The organism is Acidovorax sp. FJL06, from assembly GCF_003852545.1.
Taxonomy (GTDB): Bacteria; Pseudomonadota; Gammaproteobacteria; order Burkholderiales; family Burkholderiaceae_C; genus Acidovorax.
On the sequence record NZ_QAJR01000010.1, the window covers coordinates 228,725 to 250,754 of the forward strand.

At 67.1% G+C, this 22,030-nt stretch carries 21 protein-coding genes; 13 read left to right on the forward strand and 8 right to left on the reverse strand.

Annotation, left to right across the window (positions count from 1 at the left end):
- Positions 1 to 15: 15 nt before the first annotated feature.
- From DBV10_RS06535 to DBV10_RS06560, 6 genes are all read right to left on the reverse strand, one after another.
- Complete coding sequence (locus tag DBV10_RS06535; protein ID WP_124511768.1) at positions 16 to 927, reverse strand: ABC transporter permease; 912 nt, start codon at positions 925 to 927, stop codon at positions 16 to 18.
- 124 nt (positions 928 to 1,051) lie between these two features.
- Positions 1,052 to 2,632: an ABC transporter substrate-binding protein gene (locus DBV10_RS06540; RefSeq protein WP_124511770.1), complete on the reverse strand. Its 1,581-nt coding sequence runs from the start codon at positions 2,630 to 2,632 to the stop codon at positions 1,052 to 1,054.
- An 89-nt stretch (positions 2,633 to 2,721) separates the two neighbouring features.
- On the reverse strand, positions 2,722 to 3,939 hold the full coding sequence (locus DBV10_RS06545) for a M20 aminoacylase family protein (RefSeq protein WP_124511772.1): 1,218 nt from the start codon (positions 3,937 to 3,939) through the stop codon (positions 2,722 to 2,724).
- On the reverse strand, positions 3,939 to 4,919 hold the full coding sequence (locus DBV10_RS06550) for an ABC transporter permease (protein ID WP_124511774.1): 981 nt from the start codon (positions 4,917 to 4,919) through the stop codon (positions 3,939 to 3,941). Before DBV10_RS06550 ends, DBV10_RS06545 begins: the two co-directional genes overlap by 1 nt.
- Positions 4,920 to 5,075: 156 nt before the next feature.
- Complete coding sequence (locus DBV10_RS06555) at positions 5,076 to 6,656, reverse strand: ABC transporter substrate-binding protein (protein WP_124511776.1); 1,581 nt, start codon at positions 6,654 to 6,656, stop codon at positions 5,076 to 5,078.
- Between the two features lie 499 nt (positions 6,657 to 7,155).
- Positions 7,156 to 8,202 (reverse strand): porin, encoded by a 1,047-nt coding sequence (locus DBV10_RS06560; protein WP_124511778.1) that lies wholly within the window; start codon positions 8,200 to 8,202, stop codon positions 7,156 to 7,158.
- Positions 8,203 to 8,518: 316 nt separating this feature from the next.
- On the opposite strand from DBV10_RS06560, the gene coq7 reads away from it, so the two are divergent.
- Complete coding sequence (coq7, locus tag DBV10_RS06565; protein ID WP_124511780.1) at positions 8,519 to 9,136, forward strand: 2-polyprenyl-3-methyl-6-methoxy-1,4-benzoquinone monooxygenase; 618 nt, start codon at positions 8,519 to 8,521, stop codon at positions 9,134 to 9,136.
- 59 nt (positions 9,137 to 9,195) lie between these two features.
- Here the strand turns inward: coq7 and DBV10_RS06570 are convergent, their stop codons facing one another.
- Entirely contained in the window at positions 9,196 to 9,645 is a 450-nt protein-coding gene (locus tag DBV10_RS06570; protein ID WP_124511782.1) for an OsmC family protein, read from the reverse strand.
- Between the two features lie 388 nt (positions 9,646 to 10,033).
- On the opposite strand from DBV10_RS06570, the gene ilvA reads away from it, so the two are divergent.
- The 3 genes from ilvA (at position 10,034) to DBV10_RS06585 (ending at position 13,058) form a co-directional block, all read left to right on the forward strand.
- The gene (gene ilvA / locus DBV10_RS06575) at positions 10,034 to 11,593 is read left to right on the forward strand and encodes a threonine ammonia-lyase, biosynthetic (protein ID WP_124511784.1); all 1,560 of its coding nucleotides are present in this window, start codon (positions 10,034 to 10,036) and stop codon (positions 11,591 to 11,593) included.
- Positions 11,594 to 11,667: 74 nt separating this feature from the next.
- The gene (cobS, locus tag DBV10_RS06580; protein ID WP_124511786.1) at positions 11,668 to 12,474 is read left to right on the forward strand and encodes an adenosylcobinamide-GDP ribazoletransferase; all 807 of its coding nucleotides are present in this window, start codon (positions 11,668 to 11,670) and stop codon (positions 12,472 to 12,474) included.
- Positions 12,471 to 13,058, forward strand: a complete 588-nt coding sequence (locus DBV10_RS06585) for a histidine phosphatase family protein (RefSeq protein WP_124511788.1) — start codon at positions 12,471 to 12,473, stop codon at positions 13,056 to 13,058. Before cobS ends, DBV10_RS06585 begins: the two co-directional genes overlap by 4 nt.
- Before the next feature lie 145 nt (positions 13,059 to 13,203).
- On the opposite strand, the gene DBV10_RS06590 is transcribed toward DBV10_RS06585, so the two are convergent.
- On the reverse strand, positions 13,204 to 13,659 hold the full coding sequence (locus DBV10_RS06590) for a type II secretion system protein N (protein WP_124511790.1): 456 nt from the start codon (positions 13,657 to 13,659) through the stop codon (positions 13,204 to 13,206).
- 72 nt (positions 13,660 to 13,731) lie between these two features.
- Between DBV10_RS06590 and gspG the strand changes: the two genes are divergently transcribed.
- The 9 genes from gspG to gspD all read left to right on the forward strand — a co-directional run bounded on the left by gspG (position 13,732) and on the right by gspD (position 22,024).
- Positions 13,732 to 14,172 carry a type II secretion system major pseudopilin GspG gene (gene gspG / locus DBV10_RS06595; protein WP_124511836.1) on the forward strand — a complete coding sequence of 147 codons (441 nt, stop codon included), beginning with the start codon at positions 13,732 to 13,734 and terminating at the stop codon, positions 14,170 to 14,172.
- Positions 14,173 to 14,430: 258 nt separating this feature from the next.
- Positions 14,431 to 14,862, forward strand: coding sequence for a prepilin-type N-terminal cleavage/methylation domain-containing protein (locus tag DBV10_RS06605; protein ID WP_199740053.1), 432 nt, complete (start codon positions 14,431 to 14,433; stop codon positions 14,860 to 14,862).
- Positions 14,859 to 15,257: a type II secretion system minor pseudopilin GspI gene (gene gspI / locus DBV10_RS06610; protein ID WP_233589823.1), complete on the forward strand. Its 399-nt coding sequence runs from the start codon at positions 14,859 to 14,861 to the stop codon at positions 15,255 to 15,257. The genes DBV10_RS06605 and gspI overlap by 4 nt, the downstream gene beginning before the upstream one ends.
- The gene (locus tag DBV10_RS06615) at positions 15,257 to 15,928 is read left to right on the forward strand and encodes a type II secretion system protein J (RefSeq protein ID WP_124511796.1); all 672 of its coding nucleotides are present in this window, start codon (positions 15,257 to 15,259) and stop codon (positions 15,926 to 15,928) included. The genes gspI and DBV10_RS06615 overlap by 1 nt, the downstream gene beginning before the upstream one ends.
- A 140-nt stretch (positions 15,929 to 16,068) precedes the next feature.
- Positions 16,069 to 17,004, forward strand: coding sequence for a type II secretion system minor pseudopilin GspK (gene gspK / locus DBV10_RS06620; protein ID WP_124511798.1), 936 nt, complete (start codon positions 16,069 to 16,071; stop codon positions 17,002 to 17,004).
- 83 nt (positions 17,005 to 17,087) lie between these two features.
- Complete coding sequence (gene gspL, locus DBV10_RS06625; RefSeq protein WP_124511800.1) at positions 17,088 to 18,377, forward strand: type II secretion system protein GspL; 1,290 nt, start codon at positions 17,088 to 17,090, stop codon at positions 18,375 to 18,377.
- A complete protein-coding gene (gene gspM, locus DBV10_RS06630) occupies positions 18,374 to 18,931 on the forward strand; it encodes a type II secretion system protein GspM (protein ID WP_124511802.1) in 558 nt (185 codons plus the stop codon). Before gspL ends, gspM begins: the two co-directional genes overlap by 4 nt.
- A gap of 14 nt (positions 18,932 to 18,945) precedes the next feature.
- Positions 18,946 to 19,776: a type II secretion system protein N gene (gene gspN, locus DBV10_RS06635; protein WP_370451108.1), complete on the forward strand. Its 831-nt coding sequence runs from the start codon at positions 18,946 to 18,948 to the stop codon at positions 19,774 to 19,776.
- A gap of 4 nt (positions 19,777 to 19,780) precedes the next feature.
- Positions 19,781 to 22,024 carry a type II secretion system secretin GspD gene (gene gspD, locus DBV10_RS06640; RefSeq protein WP_124511804.1) on the forward strand — a complete coding sequence of 748 codons (2,244 nt, stop codon included), beginning with the start codon at positions 19,781 to 19,783 and terminating at the stop codon, positions 22,022 to 22,024.
- Positions 22,025 to 22,030 lie beyond the last annotated feature (6 nt).

Genomic DNA, 22,030 nt, shown 5'->3' on the forward strand with positions numbered 1-22,030 from the left:
GTCACTTCTTCTGGTTCAACGCAAGCGTGGGTTCAGGGCATCACGCAGCCAGTCGCCCAGCAGGTTCACCGACAGGGCAATCAGCACCAGCATGGCGCCGGGGAAGACGGTGATCCACCACTCGCCCGAGAACAGGTAGTCGTTACCGATGCGGATCAGCGTGCCCAGCGAGGGCGATGTGGGCGGCGCGCCCACCCCCAGGAAGGACAGCGTGGCCTCGGTGATGATGGCCGTGGCCACCTGGATGGTGGCGAGCACCATCACGGGGCCCATGACGTTGGGCAGCACATGCTTGCGCATGATGCGCAGCGGCGAGACGCCCGTGACACGGGCGGCCTGCACGTATTCCTTGTTGCGCTCGACCAGGGTGGAGCCGCGCACGGTGCGCGCGTACTGCACCCAGCCGGTGAGCGAGATGGAGATGATGAGCACGCCAAAAGCCAGCGATTCGTGGGCGTTGGGAAACAGCGCACGGCCCACGCCGGCAATCAGCAGCGCCACCAGGATGGCGGGAAAGGACAGCATCACATCGCACAGGCGCATGAGCACGGCGTCGATCCAGCCGCCCTTGAAGCCCGCGAGCAGGCCAAAGGCCACACCCACCAGCACCGAGAGCACCACGGAGGCCAGGCCCACCACGAGCGAGATGCGCGCCCCATAGATGAGGGCGGAGAGGATGTCACGGCCCTGGTCGTCGGTGCCCAGGGGGTATTTCATGGAGCCCAATTCGCTCCAGGCGGGGGGCAGGCGGGCGTCGCTCAGCTCCAGCGTGGTCAGGTCAAACGGGTTGTGGGGCGCGACCCATCCGGCAAACACCGAACAGAACACGCAGATCAGGGCAATCGCGGCGGCGAGCATCGCCATGGGCGAGGTGCGAAAGCTGTAGCCGACATCGCTGTCGAGCCAGCGGGCAAGGGTTGTTTTCATTGTGGGAACCAGTAAACAAACACCACCGCAAGGCCCGGGTAGCGGCCCGGCGGTGGTGTGAACTTTCAAAAGAACCGGTCGTTCTCTCTTTTCTTCTGTGCGATCTGCGTACGGACTTTCTGGCTTACTTGCTGATGCTCATCCATTTGAAGGGCATGAAGTTGTCGGCCAGCTGCACGAGCTTCACGTTCTTGTTCACGCCCCAGGCCAGGGCCTGCTGGTGCAGCGGGATGTGGCCCACGTCGGCGGCGTGCAGGTCGAACGCTTCCTTGATCATGGTGTTGCGCTTGGCCTTGTCGGTCTCCGACTGGATCTTGAGCGTCAGCTCGTCCACCTTGGGGTTGCAGTAGGAGCCCAGGTTGAACTGGCCGGACCCCTTGTCGTCCACGCAACGCACCAGGGCGTTGAGCGCGTTGTGCGAGTCGTAGGTGGCGGGCGTCCAGCCCAGCATGTAGAAGCTGGTGTCGCGGCGCAGGATCTTGGGGAAGTAGGTGCCCTTGGTTTCGGCCTGCAGGTTGATCTTGACGTTGATGCGCGACAGGTTGGCGGCCACGGTCTGGCAGATGCGGCCGTCGTTCACGTAGCGGTCGTTCGGGCAGTTCATGGCCACTTCAAAGCCGTTGGGGTAGCCGGCTTCGGCCATCAGCTTCTTGGCGGCTTCCACGTCGTAGGGCAGGCGCTTGGCATCGGGCTGGAAACCGTTGATGCCGGGGCCGACCAGCAGGGCCGAGGGGTTGGAGGCGCCGCGCATCACGGTCTTCTTGATGCCCTCGATGTCGATGGCCTGGTAGAAGGCCTGGCGCACGCGCTTGTCCTTGAAGGGGTTCTTGCCCTTGACGTTGGAATACAGCAGCTCGTCGCGCTTTTGGTCCATGCCCAGGAAGATGGTGCGCAGCTCGGGGCCGGTGATGGCGCGGGTGTTGGCGCCGCCGTTCACGCGGTCGATGTCCTGCACGGGCACGGGCTCCATCACGTCCACTTCACCCGACAGCAGGGCCGCCACGCGCGTGGCGTCGTTGCCGATGGGGGTGAACACCACTTCGGTGGCATTGCCGTCGATCTTGCCCCAGTAGCTGCCGTTGCGCACGAACACCGAGCGCACGTTGGGCTGGCGCTCGCGCAGGCGGAACGGGCCCGTGCCGTTGGCACGGAACGAGGCGGCGTTCTCGATGCCCTTGCGGCGGTCCACGGGCACGGTGGCCTGGTTGGTCTCGCACCACTTCTTGCTCATCATGTACACGAGCGAGACCACGTCGGGCAGGATGGGGAAAGGCGTCTTGGTTTCGATCTCGATCGTGTGGTCGTCAATCTTGCGCACTTCCTTGAAGTCGTTGGTGTAGCTCTTCATGTCGGAGCCTTCCACCTGGGTGCGCGCGAAGCTGAACACCACGTCGTCGGCCGTGAAAGGCGTGCCGTCATGGAACTGCACGCCCTTGCGCAGTTCGAAGCGCCACACGGTGGGCGAGGTCTGCTTCCAGGCCGTGGCCAACGCGGGCGCCAGGCTCAGGTCCTTGTTGCGGCCGACCAGGGGCTCGTACACGTTGCCGGTCACGCTCAGTTGCAGCGATTCGTTGAGAGAGTGCGGGTCCATGGAGAGCGAATCGCCCTGGTTGGCAACCCGGATGGTCTGCGCATTGGCAACCAGGCTGGCCGCTGCCATGGCAGCAAACAACACGCTAAGGGCAACTTTCTTCTGGAATTTCATGGAAATCTCCTCGTAGTGGAAAGGGGGCGAAAGGGGGTCTTCCGTGGGATGCGAAACGGGACAAATGGGGCACATGGGGCTGGCAGGCCTCAGGGCATTGGCAGCGGCATGGATTGCTCGATCAGGCCCGCGTGCAACGCGGAGCCCAGCGGCAGGATGTCGTCGTTGAAGTCGTAGCGGCTGTTGTGCAGCGCACTGCCGCTGGCACCGGTGCCCTGGCCGAGGCGCAGGTAAGCGCCGGGCTTGTCCTGCAGCATGAAGGAAAAGTCCTCGGCGCCCATGCTGGGCTCCAGGTCGCGCACGACATGGTCTGCACCCACCAGCGATTCGGCCACATCGCCAGCAAAGAGAGCTTCGCTTTCGCTGTTGATCGTGGCCGGGTAGATGCGTTCGTAGTGCACCGTGGCCGTGGCGCCAAAGCCCAGGGCGATGGCGTTGCACAGCTCCTTGAGGCGCTTTTCCACCATTTCCTGCACCTGCGGATCGAAGGTGCGCACGGTGCCCACCAGCGTGGCCGTGCCGGGCAGCACGCTGAACGCGCCCAGGTCGCCCGCCTGCACCGCGCACAGGCTGACCACGGCGCTCTCGATGGGGCGCACATTGCGCGAGACGATGCTTTGCGCCGCCGTGATGATGTGCGCGGCCACCACGACCACGTCCACCGTCTGGTAGGCATGGGCCCCGTGGCCGCCACGTCCGGTGACCTCGATGGTGAAGCGATCGGCCGCCGCCATCATGGGGCCGGCGTTGATGCCGACCATGCCCGGCTTCATTGCCGGCCAGTTGTGCATGGCATAGATGGACTGCACCGGGAAGCGGTCGAACAGGCCGTCCTCCATCATCACGCGCGCGCCTGCAAAGCCTTCTTCACCCGGCTGGAACACCAGCACGGCCGTGCCGTCGAAGTTGCGGGTTTCGGCCAGGTAGCGGGCCGCGCCCACCAGCATGGCAGTGTGGCCGTCGTGACCGCAGCCGTGCATGAGGCCGGGCTTGCACGACTTCCAGGAGAAGTCGTTGTGCTCGGTGAGCGGCAGCGCGTCCATGTCGGCCCGCAGGCCCACCATGCTGCCACTGGAGGTGCTGCGCCCCCGGATCACGCCCACAACGCCCGTGCGCCCGATGCCGTCATGGATCTCGTCCACGCCGCAGAGCTTCAGGGCCTCTTTCACCCGTTGGCTGGTGTAGACCTCCTCAAAACCCAGCTCGGGATGGGTGTGCAGGTCACGCCGCAGTGCCGTCAACTCGGGGTGGAACTGCGCGATGTGCGCAAAGGCCCGTCCACCCGCTTTCAGGCGAGGCGCCTGCATCAGTGGCCTCCCGCCTTGCCAACGCGCAGGCGGGGGTCCACCGCAAAGTACAACAGGTCCACCACCAGGTTGATCACCACAAAGATCAGGGCGATCAGGCAGAGGTAGGCCGCCATCACGGGGATGTCGGCAAAGGTCACAGCCTGGATGAACAAGAGGCCCATGCCCGGCCACTGGAACACCGTCTCGGTGATGATGGCGAAGGCGATCAGGCCACCGAGCTGCAGGCCGGTGATGGTCATCACGGGCACCAGCGTGTTCTTGAGCGCATGGCCAAAATGGATGGCCCGGTTGGACAGACCGCGCGCCCGGGCAAACTTGATGTAGTCGGTGCGCAGCACCTCCAGCATCTCGGCGCGCACCAGGCGCATGATCAGCGTGAGCTGGAAGATGGCCAAGGTCACGGCCGGCAGGATGATGTGGTGCCAGCCCTTGGCCTTGAGCAGGCCGGTGCTCCACCAACCCATCTGCACCACCTCGCCGCGCCCGAAGCTCGGGAACCAGCCCAGCGTCACGGCAAAGACCAGGATCAGCAAGATACCGATCAGGAAGGTCGGCAGGGACACCCCCAGCAGCGACAGCGTCATGAACAGCTGGCTGGTGAAGGTCCCACGCTTGAGGGCGGCATACACGCCCATGGGGACGCCGATCACCAGGGCCAGCATCGCGGCCACCAGGGCCAGCTCCAGCGTGGCCGGGAAGCGCTCTGCGATCAGGCGCGACACCTTGGCCCCCTGGCGCAGACTCAGGCCGAATTCGCCCTGCGCCGCATTCACCAGGAAATGCCAGAACTGCACGAAGAAGGATTTGTCCAGGCCGAGCGCGCTGCGCAGCTCGCGGATCTGTTCGGGGGTGGCATCCTGGCCCAGCAGGAACACCACAGGATCTCCCACAAACTGGAACAGCATGAAGGAGATGAAGGCCACCGTGATCATGACAATCACAGCCTGGATCAGGCGGCGCAATATAAAGGCAAGCATCGGAGAGTCGAGTGAGTGTTCGATGGGGACGCCACAGCCACTTTTGATGGCGGGGACGCCGGTTGGCAATACGTCGTCAAACTAAACCAAAGAGAGCAAGGGCCTTGGAACCTGCGCGGCTCCGGGGGCCCTTGCTCTCAGTGTGTCGAGAATAAATCAGTTCACCTTGACCGCACGCATGTCCACGCGGTTATCGGCGCGGTGGACCATCTCCACGTTCTTCTTCATGGCCCATGGGATCACCTGGTCATGCAGCGGAATATGGGACACGGTGTCGTTGGACAGTTGCAACGCCTCGGTCAGCATGCGGGCACGCACAGGAGCATCGGTCTCGGCCTTGATGCGGTCCACCAGATAGTCCATGCGCTGGTTGCTGTAGCGGCCCACGTTGTAGTTGCCGTCGCCGCCCTGGCCCACGCTGCGCACCAGCGATTGCAGGCTGTACAGCGAATCGAAGGTGGGCACGCCCCAGCCCAGCATGTAGATGCTGGCTTCGTAGCGCTGGATCATCGGGAAGTAGTTCACCAACGGCAGCGTGCGCAGCTTGGCCTTCACGCCCACGCGCGACCACATGGCGGTCACGGCCTGGCAGATGGCTTCGTCGTTGATGTAGCGGTTGTTGGGGCAGGCAAAGTCCACTTCAAAGCCGTCGGGGTAGCCGGCTTCGGCCAGCAGCTTCTTGGAAGCCTCGACGCTGTAGGGGAAGCGCTTGCCCACGGCCTCGGTATAGCCCGCCACCTGCGGCGCCACGATGGTGCCCGTGGGCTTGCCCAGGCCGCGCATGATGTTGCGCGAGATGGTTTCTGCGTCGATGGCCTGGTACAGGGCCTTGCGCACGCGCACATCCTTGAGCGGGTTCTTGCCCTTGATGTTGGAGCCAGGTAGCTCTTCGCGGAACTGGTCCATGCCCAGGAAGATGGTGCGGTTCTCGATGCCGTCAATCACCTTGAGGTCAGGGCTGGCGCGCAGGCGGCCCAGATCCTGGGGCGTGGGGTCCAGCACCATGTCCACCTCACCCGAGATCAGCGCCGCAATGCGCGTGGCATTCGACTTGATGGGGGTGTAGACGATCTCGGTCACATTGCCGTCCATCTTGCCCCACCAGTTGGGGTTGCGCTTGAAGACCATCTTCACATCGGGCTGCCAGGACTCCAGCGTGTAGGGGCCGGTGCCCATGGCATTGCGGTGCGCAAAATTCTCGTCCGAGCCCTTGATGTCCTTGGGCTCGACCGACTTGTTCTTTTCGGCCCATGCCTTGCTCATGATGCGCAGCTCGGTCATCTGGCGCAACAGCACGGGGTTGGGTGCCGACAGGATCACATCGAAGGTCTGGGCGTCGACCTTGGCAACCTTGCTGATGCCCTGCACGTAAGGCGTGAAGTTCGAGGTCTTGGCCATCGCGCGCTGGATGGAGTAGACCGCATCGTCGGTGGTCAGGGCCGAACCGTCATGGAATTTGACCCCCTGGCGCAGGGTAAAACGCACCTGCGTGGGGCTCACTTCCTTCCAGGAAGTCGCCAGGATGGGTTCCACCTCAAAAGTCTTGCTGTTGTAGTACACCAGGCTCTCGTACACATTGGCGTGGATGCCATTTTGCAGAGCGTTGTTCTGGGAATGGATATCCCAGGTCGCGATTTCCCCCTGGCTGGCCCATTTGAAGGGCTTGGCTTGCAACGCAGGCGCAAACAACAGCGCGGCGGCAGCGGCGACCGACAAAAGACTGTATTTGAGTTTCATGGAACCCTCTTGATTAAAAGTTTTACTATGCAGTAAAGGTTGCTCTATAGCCAACGGGAAATCCCTGAATCCCGGGTGCATTGAAGGGCCTATCCCTGGGGTACTGGCTCCTTTTTCATGCAAGGATGGTGCCAGGCACCTCGGCCATCCGCACCCAACTCCCAAGCCCCTCCAAGACAACCCCCACCGACAGAGAACCACCGGACGAGCCCACCCAAGACTCGGCATATGCCTCCGGTTACATCAACTCCGCACCGCCTTTTGCGGAATCGCACTGCCAAGAGGCCGCACGAAAAAGGGGAAGCCCCGACAAGCCCATGGCTCACGCACAACAAACCGACCAGACCAGACCTCGCACGACCGCCACCTCCAAAGTCGCCCTGCCAAAGACCGCAATCATTTCCCCTCACGCGACAACAAAACAGGCATAAAAAAAGCCGCCCGAAGGCGGCTTTTTTGCTTTTGATACCGTCAACTGGCCACAAGCCAGTCTTCGATATTAGAAGCTGTGACGGATACCGAAGTCGTAGCCGTTGGAGTTGCTGTTGGAGCCGGTCACAGCGCCGTTCAGAGCTTGCGAAGCGCCGTTCTTGTTGCTCACGTGAGCGTACGTAGCGTACAGAGCGGTGCGCTTGGACAGGTTGTGCACGTAGCCCAGAGCCAGCTTGTTCGTACGGGGATCAGCACCGACGGTGTCGATCTTGTAGGTCGAGTAAGCCAGACGGACTTCGCCAGCGCCCACGGGCACCAGACCACCGATCAGGAAGCCCTTGCCGTCGTTGCCGCCGCTGATCTTGTCTTGGTTGTAGTGAGCCATGATCTTGGCCATGCCCAGATCATATTGGCCACCCAGGTTCCAGGACTTGATGTTGCCGGTCAGGTACTTGGTTTCGGAGAAGGCGATAGCGGCGTTGATGGGGCCGTTAGCGTAACCAGCGCGCAGGGCCAGGCCGTTGCCGTCCTTCTTGTTGGCCGTGTTGCTCAGGTTTTCACCCAGGTAGTACTGGGCTTGGCCGTAGAAACCACCCAGGTTGCCAGGCAGGAAGTAGCCGATGGCGTTCGAAGCGCGGATGGTGGTAGGGCCACCCAGGCTGGAGTTCAGGGTTTGGGTCGTGCCCACGCCGTTCGTGCCGAACGGATCGAACACGGTCAGATTCCAGAATTGAGGGGTGTAGTCACGGCCCAGACGGACTTCACCGAAGCCGCCGTTCAGGCTGACCGTCGAACGACGGTTGAACACCAGGCCACCGCCGGTGCTGGTAGCTGCTTGGTTGTTGGTGTTGGTGGTGCCACCAGTGCCGTTGTCGTTGTTCAGACCAGCTTCGAGCCAGAACGAAGCGGACAGACCGCCACCCAGATCTTCAACGCCGCGGAAACCCAGACGGCTGCTGTTGTAGCCGGAGTTCGTCAGTTGCGACTTGTTAGCGACGCTGCCGGAACCGTAGGCATAGGTTGCGTCAACCACGCCGAACAGGGTCACGGAAGATTGAGCCATTGCAGCGCCGGAAGCAGCCAGCACAGCCAGGGCAATCAGGGATTTTTTCATTGCGAGTTACTCCAAGGTTAAACATCGGGCTCCGGTACGGGGGGTCTATGGTGAAAGCACCTGCACAGTCCCGCCGGTTTCCCGGGCCAACCTCCTGGTGGGGAAGTTGCTCTTATTGCACCAGACCCGGCCGGGTTTCGCAAAGGAATTCACCCACAATCGCCCGGAAAGGGAAAATTCGTTGCAGTGTTGCAACATTCCAGTGCATGCAGGCAAAATCCCATTTGGGCCATGCAACTCCCATGCCCCGCATTCAGTTTTTTTGTATCCAAGTGCAATTTTTGTTTCCGCGCTCCTGCCGCACCCCAAGGTTTCCATGGACTCTTTCCTGACCGCCGCAGACAGCGCGCTGCGCACACTTTTTGCCCAGCCCCTCGCTTCGGAAAAAACGCCCGCCCACGGGGTGCCAGAAGCCGCGCTGGAGCCCGCCCAGAAGAAGCTGGCAGGGGCCTTGATGCGCGTGAACCATGTGGGCGAGGTGTGCGCGCAGGCGCTGTACACCGCCCAGGCCGCCGTGACCCGCAACCCCGAGCTGCGCGCGCACCTGCAGGCGGCGGCGCGGGAAGAAACCGACCACCTCGCCTGGACCCGGCAGCGGCTGGATGCGCTGGGCGCCCGGCCCAGCCTGCTCAACCCCCTGTGGTTTGCGGGCGCATTTGCCCTGGGCCTGGCTGCGGCCAAGGTCAGCGACCGCGCCAGCCTGGGGTTTGTCGTGGAAACGGAAAACCAGGTGGCCGCTCACCTGCAAAGCCACCTGGACCGGCTCCCCGAGCAGGACCTGGCCTCCCGGGCCGTGGTCGCCCGCATGAAGGAAGACGAAGAGCGGCACGCCGCACAGGCCCGAGCATCCGGCGCACTGGAGCTGCCCGCACCGGCGCGCCTGGCCATGAAGGCCGCCGCCAAGGTGATGACCACCACCGCGCATTACCTCTGAATCTGCCCCAGGTTGCCAAGCCCCGGGGCCGGGGCTCGCTGAACCCGTTGACGCCCTTCTCAGGCCTCCAGCACCTCGAACCCGGTGGTGATTTCCGCCGTCTTCCCCAGCATGATGCTGGCCGAGCAGTATTTGTCGTGGCTCATGGCAATGGCGCGCTCGACGGCGGCGGACGGGATTCCCTTGCCCGTGACGGTGAAGTGCATATGGATCTTGGTGAACACCTTGGGGTCGGTGGCAGCCCGCTCTGTGGTCAGCTTGACGCTGCAGCCGCGCACATCGTGGCGGCCGCGCTTGAGGATCAGCACCACGTCATAGGCCGTGCAGCCACCCGTTCCGGCCAGCACGGTCTCCATGGGCCGGGGGGCCAGGTTCTGCCCGCCGTTGGCCGGGTTGGCGGCATCCGGGGCGCCGTCCATGGTCAAGACATGGCCGCTGCCGGTCTCGGCCACAAAACCCATGCCCGAACGGGTGCCGGCCCCGCCTGTCCAGCTCACTGTGCATTCCATACTTGTGTTTCTCCTGTGTGATGTGTGGTGATACGTGGTTTTTTTGCACGTTTTCAGGCTAAATAGCCCGGCGAAACGAATTTGATGCGAATTTTGCTGCATTGCAACAAGACTCGCGCTAAACTTGCCACCAAGCGCTGCTTTTCGATGAACGCGAAGCAGATGGCAGAAAGCCCCAGCCCACCGCTGTTCCGGCTTTTGCCCCGCACCGATTGTCTCCTCCATCTCCTCAAAGGATGGATTAGCCCCAGGCCTCACGGCCCGGGGCTTTTTTTTGCCCGCGCCCCGCAGGGCATCCGCGCAGGCCCGCCCCGGGTGGGCAAGGGGCAACCCCCTATGATGTGGGCCCCCGCCCCAGCGCCCGAGCGGGCACTCCCCAGCTTCTGACATGACCCAGCACCTCACTCCCGCCGACTACCTCAAGAAGATCCTGACCGCCCGCGTCTATGACGTGGCCGTCGAGTCGGCCCTGGAGCCCGCCAAGAACCTCAGCCGCCGCCTGCACAACAAGGTGCTTTTGAAGCGCGAGGACCAACAGCCCGTGTTCAGCTTCAAGCTGCGCGGCGCCTACAACAAGATGGCGCACCTCACGCCCGAGCAGTTGCAGCGTGGCGTGATTTGCGCCTCGGCCGGCAACCACGCCCAGGGCGTGGCCATGAGCGCCCACAAGCTGGGCACGCGCGCCGTGGTCGTCATGCCCACGACCACGCCCCAGCTCAAGGTGGACGCGGTCAAGACCCTGGGCGGCGACGTGGTGCTGCACGGGGAGAGCTATTCCGACGCCTACGACCACGCCGCCCGCCTCCAAAAGGAGCAGGGCCTGACCTTTGTGCACCCTTTTGACGACCCCCTGGTCATCGCCGGCCAGGGCACCATCGCCATGGAGATCCTGCGCCAGCTGCAAAGCCTGGGCAGCAACCAGCTCGATGCGGTGTTTGTGGCCATCGGCGGCGGGGGCCTGGTGTCGGGCGTGGCCAACTACATCAAGGCCGTGCGGCCCGAGATCAAGGTGATTGGCGTGCAGATGAACGACTCGGACGCGATGATCCAGTCGGTCAACGCGCACCAGCGCGTCACGCTGCCCGACGTGGGCCTGTTCTCCGATGGCACGGCCGTCAAGCTCGTGGGCGAGGAAACCTTCCGCGTGGCCCAGGGCCTGGTGGACGAATTCATGACGGTGGACACCGACGCCGTCTGCGCCGCCATCAAGGACATCTTTGTGGACACGCGCAGCATCGTCGAGCCCGCTGGCGCGCTCGCCGTGGCCGCCATCAAACAGTATGTGGCCACGCACAAGACCAAGGGCGAGACCTACGCCGCCATCCTCTGCGGCGCCAACATGAACTTCGACCGCCTGCGCTTCGTGGCCGAGCGGGCCGAGGTGGGCGAAGAGCGCGAGGCCCTGTTCGCCGTGACCATCCCCGAAGCGCGCGGCAGCTTCCGGCGCTTTTGCGAGGTGGTGGGCGGCCTGCCGGGCGGCGCACGCAACGTGACCGAGTTCAATTACCGCATCAGCGACGCGGCCCAGGCCCATGTGTTTGTGGGCCTGACGACCAACGGCAAGGGCGAATCGGAAAAGATCGCCAAGAACTTCGGCCGCCACGGCTTCGAGGCGCTGGACCTCACGCACGACGAGCTGGCGAAGGAGCATCTGCGCCACCTGGTGGGCGGCCACTCGGCGCTGGCGCAGGACGAGCGGCTGATGCGCTTTACCTTCCCCGAGCGGCCGGGCGCGCTGCTCAAGTTCCTGAGCCTGATGCAACCGACCTGGAACATCTCCCTGTTCCACTACCGCAACCAGGGCGCGGACTACGGCCGCATCCTCGTGGGCATCCAGGTGCCGCCCGAGGACAAAGCGGCCTTCGACGCCTTCCTGGCCACGCTGGGCTATCCGTACGTGGAAGAGACGCTGAACCCGGCCTACCGGCTGTTCCTGCGTTCCAAATAATGGTCAAAATGGCTTCTATGGCTTGATAGTCAATCCATAGCAGCTATCAAAATCAAAGCAAAACACCGCACGCCATGCAAGCCCTGCGCCACTACCTGCTGGCCGTGCAGTTCTTCACCCGCATCCCCGTCACCGGCCGGCTGGCGGACTGGGTGGGCTTCAACCCCGCCATGCTGCGTGCCAGCGCGGCGCACTTCCCCGGCATTGGCTGGCTGGCGGCCCTGCTGGCGGCGGGTGTGTACGGCGGCTTGCACTGGGCCCTGGCCCCCAACCCCTTTGCACCGGCCGTGGCCGCCGTGCTCAGCACCGTGGCCACCGTGCTCATGACCGGCGGATTCCATGAAGACGGCCTGGCCGACGTGGCCGACGGCCTGGGCGGCAGCGCCCAGCGCGAACGCGCGCTCGACATCATGAAGGACTCGCGCATCGGCGCTTTTGGGGCCATGGCACTGGTGCTGGCCCTGCTGTCCAAACTCAGCCTGCTCGCATTGCTGGGTGCACACAGCCTGGCAGTCGCGTTGTCGGCCCTGGTCGGCGCGCATGTGCTGTCGCGGCTGTGGCCGTTGTTCATCGTGCGCAGCCTGCCGCATGTGGGCGACACGGCACGCTCCAAAAGCAAACCGCTGGCCGACCAGATCTCGGGCGGTGCCCTGGCCACGGCCGTTGTGTGGTGTGTTGTGCCGCTGGCGCTTGTCTGGCATGCCCAATCAGCTATTTTTCTCATAGCATCCGCAACCCTGAGCGCGGCAGCCGCCGCGTGGATGGGGCGCTGGTTTGCACGGCGCCTGCAAGGCTTTACCGGCGACTGCCTGGGCGCCACCCAGCAGGTCAGCGAAATTGGATTCTATTTGGGCGCAGCGCTCGCCCTGCGCTGGGCATGACGCCCTCCCCACCGGGCACCCGGCTGTGGCTGGTGCGCCATGCCGCCCCCCAGGTGGCCCCGGGCACCTGCTACGGCGCGCTGGATGTGCCGGCTGACCCGGCCGCCACGCAGGCCACGGCCCTGCGCCTGGCCTCTGCCCTGCCGCCCGCACCGGGGGTGTTTGGCTCAATGCTACAAAGATGTGAGCTGCTAGGGCAAGCCCTGTGTGCGCAAAGGCCTGATTTGACGTTCATCCCTGACGCCCGCCTGCGCGAAATGGATTTTGGCGCCTGGGAGGGTCGGGCCTGGAACACCCTCGCCAAAAGCGACATCGATGCCTGGACGGCAGATTTCGCCCACCATGCGCCCGGCGGCGGCGAGCCCCTGTCCCACATGCTCGGCCGCGTGGCGCTGGCGCTGCAGGCGGCCCGCCAGTGGAGCGCCGACCACGCCGGGGCCGATGTGGTGTGGGTCACCCACGCGGGCGTGGCGCGCTGCGTGGCCTGGCTGCTGCAGCATGGCGAGGGGGCAGTGCCCCGGTCGGAAGACTGGCCTGTGGCGGCGCCGGGCTGGGGCGAATGGGAAGTGCGGGATCTAGTCTGATTCCATTTCTAAATCATCCGTGTCGTTGTTGCTTCGCCTTGCCGTGCTACAGCACTGTCTGCGGCTTCGCGCCTAGACACGAATGATTTAGAAATGGAATGAAAGGCTGAGAGCCAGGCGCCAGTACCAGGACTCAAAGGCATGCTCAGTTCTTGAGCGGCATGTCCAGCGTCACGGCGGCGGGCCCGCCCATCTGACCGCCCAGCTGCGCCTGCCGAGGGCCCAGCGCCTGCAGCACCAGCCCCTCGTCCACCGCAGCGCCCACGCGAAAGGGCTTGGCCGGCTTGCCATCCACCGCGATCAGGGCGGCACCACCGCCGCTGCTGCGGCCCGACAGCACACCGATCAGCGCGAAGCGGCTGGCGAGTGTCGCCACCGGCGCCACGGGCGCGGCGCCTGGCACCGCCGGCTGGGCGCCCAGCAACCGCGCAAGGGCCTGTGCATCCAGCGCCACGGGGGCCGGCGCCACGGCCGGGCCCACCGCCGATGCCGACGGCGCAGACAGGCGCAGCCCCCAGAACACCACGCTGGCTCCGGCCACGGCCCAGAGCACCAGCGTGCCCAGACGGACGCCCCATTTGCTGTACGAATTGGTCACCATGCGGCGATTATGATTCACGCGATTCGACCCACCGAGAGACCGCCTGCAGTGAACACCTCCCTCCCCCTCCTCGTGCGCTCCGCCCCCCGCCGCCTGGCCCGTACCGTGGCCCGGGGCTTCACCCTCATCGAGCTGATGGTGGTGCTCGTCATCATCGGCGTGCTGGCCGCCCTCATCGTGCCCAACGTGCTGGAACGCGCCGACGACGCCCGCGTGACGGCCGCCCGCACCGACATCACCAACATCATGCAGGCGCTCAAGCTCTACCGCCTGGACAACCAGCGCTACCCCACGGCCGAGCAGGGCCTGCAGTCCCTGGTCATCAAGCCCAGCGCCGCCCCGGTGCCCGGCAATTGGAAGCTGTACCTGGAGAAGCTGCCCAACGACCCCTGGGGCCGCCCCTACCAGTACCTGAACCCCGGCATCAAGGGCGAGATCGACGTGATGTCGTTCGGTGCCGACGGTGCCTCTGGCGGTGAAGGCAAGGATGCCGATATTGGCAGCTGGCAATAAAGAAATGTGGCCCCCACGGTCGCGCACTGCGTGTCGCTCCCTGCCCCCCGAGAGGGCCGCGTTTCGCCTTGGGGCGGCCCGGCGGCGAAACCGTGCTCCCACGGTCGCGCACTGCGTGTCGCTCCCTGCCCCCCGCAGCAGGCTTGCCCTGCGCTTCGCTGGTGCATGGGGCCGGGCCTTGCTTGGGGCGGCCCGGCGCTGCGGCCGCACGCCTTCTGGAAACGCCGTGGCCATTGCAACCAAGCGCCGCACCGGCCCATGAACCATTCACGCGGCTTCACCCTGCTAGAGCTGCTGGTGGTCCTCAGCATCATCGCCCTGGCCACCGCTGGTGCGGGCCTGGCCATGCGCGATGGCGGGCAGACGCAGCTGGAGCGCGAGGGCGCCCGGCTGGCGGCGCTGCTCGAATCCGCGCGCGCACAGTCGCGTGCCGGTGGCATCCCCGTGCGCTGGCGTGCCCTGCCCCAGGGGTTCCGGTTTGAAGGCCTGCCACCCAGCGCCCAGGCGGCGCTGCCCAACCAGTGGCTGGACACCGGCACCACCGTGCGCGGCCCCGGTGTGCTGGTGTTGGGCCCCGAGCCCCTCATCGGGCCGCAACAAGTGCTGATCACCCACCAGGCGCACCCCGAACGGGCCTTGCGCATCGCCACCGATGGCGTGCGCCCATTTTCTGTGGACGCAGTGCAGTGAGCAAAACCTCCGCCGCCCCCCTGCCCCGGCAGCTGGCGCACAACACGGCCCGGGGCTTCACGCTGGTGGAGGTGCTCGTGGCGCTGGCCATTGTGGCCATTGCGCTCATGGCAGGGCTGCAGGCCACCTCGGCGCTCACGCGCAATGCGCTGCGGCAGTCCGACATCGTGCTGGCCCAGCTCTGCGCCGAAAACGAACTGGTCCGCGCCCGGCTCTCGCGCCAGATGCCCAGCGTGGGCGACAGCACCCAGCCCTGCGAGCAGGCCGGGCGCCAGCTGCAGGTGCTGACCGTCGTGCGCCCCACGCCCAACCCCAGCTTCCGGCGCATCGACGCGCAGGTGCTGGATGGCGAAAACTCCATCCTGCGCATCTCCACCATCATCGGAAGGTATTGATGCCGGTGAAGCATTCACACAAGGCCCTGCGCGGCTTCACCCTGGTCGAGCTGCTGCTGGCGATTGCCGTGATGAGCCTGCTGGCCATCCTCAGCTGGCGTGGCCTGGATGGCATGGTGCGGGCGCAGGAGATCACGCGCCAGCGGGCCGATGAAATGCTGGTGCTGCAGGCCGCACTGGGCCAGTGGGGCACCGACCTCGATGCGCTGATGCCCATTGCCAACACCACGCCACTGGACTGGGATGGCCAGGTGCTGCGCCTCACGCGCCGCAGCAGTGCCGTGCCCGACGAAGGCGCGCTGGTGGTGGCCTGGACGCGCCGCAATGCCAACGGTGGTGGCCAGTGGCTGCGCTGGCAGTCGCCCCCGGTGCGCACCCGCGCAGACTGGCAGCAGGCCTGGGAGCAGGCGGCCCAATGGGCGCGCACGCCGGGGGATGCCGAGCGGCGCTACGAAGTGGCACTGCTGCCGCTCGACAGCTGGCAACTCTTCTATTACCGGGGCGGTGCCTGGTCCAACCCGCTGTCCAGCACCGGCGCCACGCCGGGCGACAGCGGGGCCACCCTCCCCGATGGCGTGCGCCTGCAGATCACACTGCCGCCGGGCCAGGCGCTGGTGGGCCAGCTCACGCGCGACTGGGTCAACCCGGTGCTGGGCGGAGGCAGATCGTGAGTACCCCCCTGAGCGGCTGCGCCGCATCCCCCCAGGGGGACGCCACCCGTGGCCTGGCAAAGCCAGCTCCACGGTGGCACTCGCTGTTGCAGCGTCCGTTGCACAGGCACAGGGCGCGCGGTGCCGCGCTGCTCGCCGCCATGCTCACCGTCACCCTGGTGGCCACGTTTGCCGCCGCCGCCATGTGGCAGCAGTGGCGCGCGGTGGAGGTCGAGACGGCCGAGCGCGCCCGCGTGCAGTCCACGTGGATACTGGTTGGCGCACTCGACTGGTCGCGCCTGATCCTGCGCGAAGACGGGCGCTCGGGCGGCGCCGACCACCTGGCCGAGCCCTGGGCCGTGCCGCTGCAGGAGGCCCGCCTGTCCACCTTCCTGGCCGCCGAGAACAACGTGAGCCAGGTGGACGACGCCAGCACCGACACCACCGAGGCCTTCCTGTCGGGCCAGATCACCGACATGCAGAGCCGCCTGAACATCACCAACCTGGCCGAAGGCGGACAGGTGCAGGCCGTGGCACTGCGGCAGTTCACCCGCCTGTTCGAACGCCTGGGCCTGCCCCCGCAGCAGCTCACGCGGCTGGTCGATGGCCTGCGCCGGGCCCAGGCAGGCGCAGGCAGCGATGGCAATACGGCGCCGCTGCTCCCCCCCACCGTCAGCCAGCTGGGGTGGCTGGGCCTGAGCCCCGCCACCGTGGCCACCCTGGCCCCCCATGTGACCCTGCTGCCGGTGCGCACCCCGGTCAATGTGAACACCGCCGACATCGACGTGCTGATGGCCGCCATCGACGGGCTGGACAGCGCCACCGCCCAGAAGATGGTGCAGGTGCGCGAGGCCCGGCATTTCCGCACCCTCAGCGAGGTGCGCGACCTGGTGGGCGCGAGCATCGACGTCAACGAAGGCGCCCACGCCGTGGCCTCGTCCTACTTCGAGGTGCGGGGCCGCCTGCGCCTGGGCGATGCGATGGCGGACGAACGCTCGCTGGTGCGCAAGCAGGGCATCGACGTGACCACGCTGTGGCGCGAGCGGGGCGCGTTTGACCGCGAAAACGCCCCGGCCATGGCGCCGCTTCCGCGATGAGCTGCAGCACATTGGCGACACCCGCGCAACGACTGGCTGCCAGTGTCAAGGCTGCCCCCTAAAATGGCCCGCAAAACCTGTCCATGAGCACCCTCATCCTTTTCCTGCCGCCGGCCCGCCCGGGCCCCGCCACCGAGTACAGCTACACGCTGACGGCAGACGGCCACACCGCCCTTCGCCACGCCACCGCACCCGCCGCCCTGCTGCCCGAGCCCACCCGCCCCGGCGGTGAGGTGGTGGCCGTAGTGCCCGCCCGCGCGCTGTCGTGGCAGCGCGTGCAGATGCCCGCCGGCGTGCCCCTGGGGGCCGGCCAGCAGACACCCCGGCTGCGCTCGGTGCTGGAGGGCCTGCTCGAAGACCGCGTGCTGGACGACGCCGCCCAGCTGCACTTTGCATTGCAGCCCGGCGCACACAGCACGGCCCAGGGCGGCGAGCCCGTGTGGGTGGCCGTGTGCGACCGCGCCTGGCTGCGCGAGAACCTGCAGGCCCTGGAGGCCGCAGGCCGCCGCGTGTCCCGCGTAGTCCCCGAATTTGCCCCCGGCCCCACGGCCAGCGGCGGCCCCGAACTCTGCGCACTGGGCACCCCGGAAGAAGCCTTCGTGGTGCTCTGCGGCCAGGGCGCCGACCAGGGCGTGGCCGTGCTGCCCCTGACCCCCATGGCCCTGGCGCTGGCCCATGCGGGCGCTCCCGTGGCCGATGCCACGGCAGTACAAGACAACAGCAACGCCCTGCCGGTGCGTGCCGAGCCCGCCGTGGCCGCCTTGGCCGAACGCACGCTGGGGCAACGCGTGGTGCTCCAAACCGCCAGCCAGCGCGCCCTGGACGCCGCCCGGGGTGACTGGGACCTGGCCCAGTTCGACCTGGCCAGCACCGGCCGCACCCGGGCCCTGCGCCAGGCCGGCAGCCTGCTCAGCGCACTGATCAACGCCCCCCAATGGCGCGCCGCGCGCTGGGGCGCAGGGTTGCTGGTGGTGGCCCACCTCGTGGGCCTCAACGCCTGGGCCTGGCAAGAGCGCCAGGCGCTGGCCGCCAAGCAGGCCGCCGTGCGCAGCACGCTCACCCAGACCTTCCCCAAGGTGCAGGTGGTGGTCGATGCCCCCGTGCAGATGGAGCGCGAACTGGCCCAGCTGCGGCAGGCCGCCGGCAGCGTTTCGACCCGCGACCTGGAACCCCTGCTCGCCGCCGCCGGGGCCGCACTGCCCGATGGCCGCCTGCCTACCCAGATCGAATACACCCCCGGCGAGCTGCGCCTGCGCGGCGTGACGCTGGCCCCGGACGAAGAAACCGTGCTCTTTGCGCGCCTGCAGGCTGCAGGCTACCAAGCGCGGCTTCATGATGGCAGCCTGCTGCTGCGCACTGAGGTGAGCCCATGACCCCCCCCACCCCCGAGTCGGCACTGCAAGCCCGCTGGCACGCACTGGCACCCCGCGAACAGACCCTGGTGCTGGCCGCCGCCGCCCTGGTGGGCCTGGCCCTGCTGTGGTGGGTGGCCGTGGCCCCTGCCCTGGCCACGTTGCGCACCGCCCCCGCGCGCCACGCGGCGCTCGACGCCCAGGTGCAGCGCACGCACAGCCTGCAGGCCGAAGCCCAGCAGCTGCAGGCCGCGCCCGCCACCAGCCCCGGCGATGCCGTCGGCGCCTTGCGCTCCACCCTGACGCAGCGCCTGGGCACCACGGCGCAGCTCCAGGTGGCAGGCGACCGCGCCACCATCACCCTCAAGGGGGCATCGGCCGATGCCCTGGCGCAGTGGCTGGCCCAGGCGCGCAGCAATGCGCGCGCCACCCCGCTGGAAGCCCGCCTCACCCGCAGCGCCATGGCGGCTGCGCCCCCAGGCCCGGCCCCCGTCACACTGGGCCGCCCGGCGGTGGCCATGCCCCGCTGGGACGGCACCCTGGTGCTGGCCCTGCCCACGGCGGCAACCCGTTGAACCGCCGCGCTACCGTGACCCGCCCCCTGCGCCCCTCCCGCTCCCGCGCTGCACCCGCCGCCGCGTCCCGCCCTGCATGGGGCTGGGCGCTGGCGGGCGCCATGGCTGGGGCGCTGCCCGCCGTGGCCGCATTTGCGCCCGCCCACTGGCTGGCTGACGGCGTGGCCCGCGCCACCCAGGGCCAGGTGCAGCTGCTGCAGGCGCGGGGCACGGTCTGGACCGGCTCGGCCCAGCTGGTGCTGACCGGCGGCGCCGCCAGCCGCGATAGCGCCGCCCTGCCCGGGCGGGTGGACTGGCAACTGCGCCCCACCTGGGACGGCCTGCGCGTGCAACTGCACGCCGCCTGCTGCACCCCCGCCCCCTTGCAGGCCCGGGTGCAAGTGCGCTGGACGGGCATGACCCTGGCCGTGGCCGACGGCCAGAGCCAATGGCCCGCCGCGCTGCTGGCGGGCCTGGGCACCCCCTGGAACACGCTGCAGCCCCAGGGCCAGCTGGCGCTGCAGACCCAGGCGCTCGCAATGCACTGGGCCGCAGGCCGCATGGTGCTGACCGGCCAGGCCCAACTGGACGCACGGGCCCTGTCGTCGCGCCTGTCCACGCTGCGCCCCATGGGCAGCTACCGGCTGGTACTGCAGGGGGGCAAAGACGTCCAGGAAATGCCTACCCTCACGCTCAGCACCCTGGACGGCGCACTGCAGCTCAACGGCACCGGCCAGTGGGTGGGCCAGCGCCTGCGGTTTGCGGGCGAGGCCAGCGCCGCCCCCGAACGCGAGGCCGCCCTGTCGAATCTTCTGAACATCATCGGACGGCGCAACGGCGCGCGCTCCATCATTACCGTGGGTTGAATTTATGACCTCCTTGTTGTCTCCACGCCTGCGATTTGCTCTCAAAACAATAGCTGCAAGCGCTTTGCTAGCAGGCGGTAGCAGCCAAATTCTTGCCCAGACCGCGATCGACACCCGCACCGGCAGCGTGCGCCAGAGCGAACCCGTCACGTTGAACTTCGCCAACGCCGAGATCGAGGCCGTGGCCCGCACCATGGCCACCATCACCGGCCGCAACGTGGTGGTGGACCCGCGCGTGAAGGGCCAGCTCAACCTGGTGACCGAGCGCGCCGTCACACCTGCCGCCGCGTTCCAGCAGTTCCTGGCCGCGCTGCGGCTGCAGGGCTTCACGGTGGTCGAGGCGGCCGGCCTGTACAAGGTGGTGCCCGAGGCCGACGCCAAGCTGCAAGGCGGCAGCGTGAGCGTGGTGCAGGGCAGCGCGGGCAGTGCCCCGGGCGGCGGGCAGATCGTCACGCAGATCTTCAAGCTGAACTTCGAGAACGCGGCCAACCTGGTGCCCGTGCTGCGCCCGCTCATCAGCCCCAACAACACCATCAACGTGAACCCCGGCAACAACTCGCTGGTGATCACCGACTACGCCGACAACCTGCAGCGCCTGGCGCGCATCGTGGCGGCCATGGATGTCTCCAACGCCAGCGATGTGGAGGTGATTCCGCTGCGCAATGCCGTCGCCTCCGACCTGGCGCCCCTGGTGGCCCGGCTGATCGACGGCGGCAGTGCGCCCGCAGCCGCCCCCGGCCAGGCCGACACCTCGTTCAAGACCACGCTGATCGCCGAGCCGCGCAGCAACTCGCTGATCCTGCGCGCCGCCAACCCGGCCCGCGTGGCCCAGGTGCGCGCGCTGGTGGACCGGCTCGATCAGCCGCCCGCCCCCGGCAGCAGCGCCGCCAGCGGCAACATCCATGTGGTCTACCTCAAGAACGCCGATGCCACCAAGCTGGCCACCACGCTGCGCGCGGCCATGGCCGCCATGGGCACGGGCAGCGGCGCCAGCGCGGGCGGCGGTGCCAGCCCGGCCGCCCCCAGCACCGGGCTCAGTGGCGGCGGCAACAACAACAGCGGCAGCATGCTGTCCACGGGCAGCGGCCTGTCGGGCAGCAGTGGCGGCCTGGGCTCTGGCGGCAACACCATGGGCACCAGCGCGACCGCCAGCAACCAGCCCTCCACGGGCGGCCAGATCCAGGCCGACCCGACCACCAACTCGCTCATCATCACCGCGCCCGAGCCGCTGTACCGCCAGCTGCGCACGGTGATCGACAAGCTCGATGGCCGCCGCGCGCAGGTGCTGGTGGAAAGCCTGATCGTCGAAGTCGCGGCCAACAAGGTGGCGCAGTTCGGCATCCAGTGGCAGGGCATCCTGGGCAAGCAGGGCGACGGCACCGTGGGCGTGATCGGCACCAACTCCAGCGCGGCCGGCTCCAACATCCTGGGGCTGACGGCCGCACTGGCCTCGGGCAGCGCCAGCAGCATCGCCACCGCCGCGAGCGGCCTGGGCGGGGGCCTGAACCTGGCCCTGGCGCCACGCATCAACGGCCAGTACTACCTGGGCGCGCTGGCCAACTTCTTGCAGAACAGCGGCGACGCCAACGTGCTGTCCACCCCCAACATCATGACGCTGGACAACGAGGAGGCCCGCATCCTCATCGGCAACAACGTGCCCTTTGTCACAGGCTCCTACGCCAACACCTCGGGCAGCGGCACGGTCAACCCCTTCCAGACCGTGGAGCGCAAGGACGTGGGCCTGATGCTCAAGGTGCGCCCGCAGATCGGCGAAAACGGCACGGTGAAGATGGCCATCTACCAGGAGATCTCCAAGATCGACGGCAACACCCTGAGCAACGCCAACGGCCCCACCACCAGCAAGCGCTCGGTCGAGTCCAACGTGATGGTGGACGACGGCAGCATCATCGTGATTGGCGGCCTGCTGGAGGACACCTATTCGCAGGGCGAGGACAAGGTGCCGCTGATGGGCGACCTGCCAGTGGTGGGCAGCCTGTTCAAGAGCGAGAACCGCAAGCGCAACAAGACCAACCTGATGATCTTCCTGCGACCCATCGTGGTGCGCGACACCGCCACCAGCGACGCGCTGGTGGTGGACCGCTACGAAGCCATCCGCGCGCTGCAGCAGAACACCCAGCCCGCGCCCAGCCTGATGATGGGCACCGTGTCGGGCGCCCCCGTGCTGCCAGCGCTGCCCGCGCCGGTCGCCAGGCCCGCCGCCCCGGCGGCGCTCCCGCCGCAGCAGTAAGCAGGC